Raw genomic sequence first — 968 nt, 5'->3', positions numbered from 1 at the left:
GGAACCTGCCGGCGCCGGCGACGTCACCGCGGCCGGGCTGCGAGGTGCGGGGCACCCGCTGCTCGGGGCGGCGATGGAGCTGGCGGGGTCCGACCGGATGGTGTTCTCGGGCCGTGTGTCGGTCGCGACGCACGGTTGGCTTGCGGACCACGCCGTGGGCGGTGTGGTGCTGGTACCGGGCGCCGCGATGGTGGAGCTGGCGTTGCGTGCCGGGGATGAGGTGGGCTGCGGCCGCCTGGAGGAGTTGACCCTCCAGGCGCCGTTGGTCCTCCCGGAGACCGGTGCCGTACAGCTGCAGGTCTCCGTGGGAGAGGCGGACGCCGAGGGCCGCCGTACCGTCGAGATCCACTCGCGTCCCCACGACCCGGCCGGGGCCGTGACCGCGGAGTGGACCGCGCATGCGGACGGCGCCCTGACGGCGGCCGACGTCACTCCCGACAAGCACGACGCGCCCTGGCCGCCCGCCGGGGTCACGTCGGTCGACGTCTCCGAGGTGTACGAGGCGCTCGCCGACAAGGGCCTGGTCTACGGCCAGGTGTTCCGCGGCCTCCGGGCAGCCTGGCGGCGCGGCGACGAGGTGTTCGCCGAGGTCGCGCTGCCGGAGGAGGCTGCGGAGACGGCCGGCGCGTTCGGGCTGCACCCGGCACTGCTCGACGCCGCCCTGCATGCGATCGGGCTGCTGCCGCTCGCCGACGGTGAAGGAACGCGGCTGCCGTTCGCGTGGTCCGGGGTGACCCTGCACGCGATGGGCGCGACGGCGCTGCGGGTGCGCATCGCGCCGGACGGACGCGGTGGCGTGACCGTGGACCTCTTCGACGAGACCGGACTGCCGGTCGCCGGGGTCGAGTCGCTGGGCCTGCGGGAGGTGTCGCGGGAACAGCTGGCCGCCGCGGCTTCGGCAGCCGGTGACGAATCCCTGTTCCGGGTGGAGTGGGTGTCGGCTGCGGTTGGTGGGGGTTCGGGTGGGC

The 968-nt window shown here is 74.9% G+C and carries 1 protein-coding gene; it reads left to right on the top strand.

Annotated elements, in window-relative coordinates:
- Window positions 1-968, top strand: a 968-nt coding sequence (locus tag K7854_RS37240; protein ID WP_226030981.1) for a polyketide synthase dehydratase domain-containing protein, incomplete at both ends; no start/stop codon positions are given.

The organism is Streptomyces hyderabadensis (genome assembly GCF_020404845.1).
Classification (GTDB): Bacteria; Actinomycetota; Actinomycetes; order Streptomycetales; family Streptomycetaceae; genus Streptomyces; species Streptomyces hyderabadensis.
This window is presented reverse-complemented; position numbering and strand designations above follow the sequence as displayed.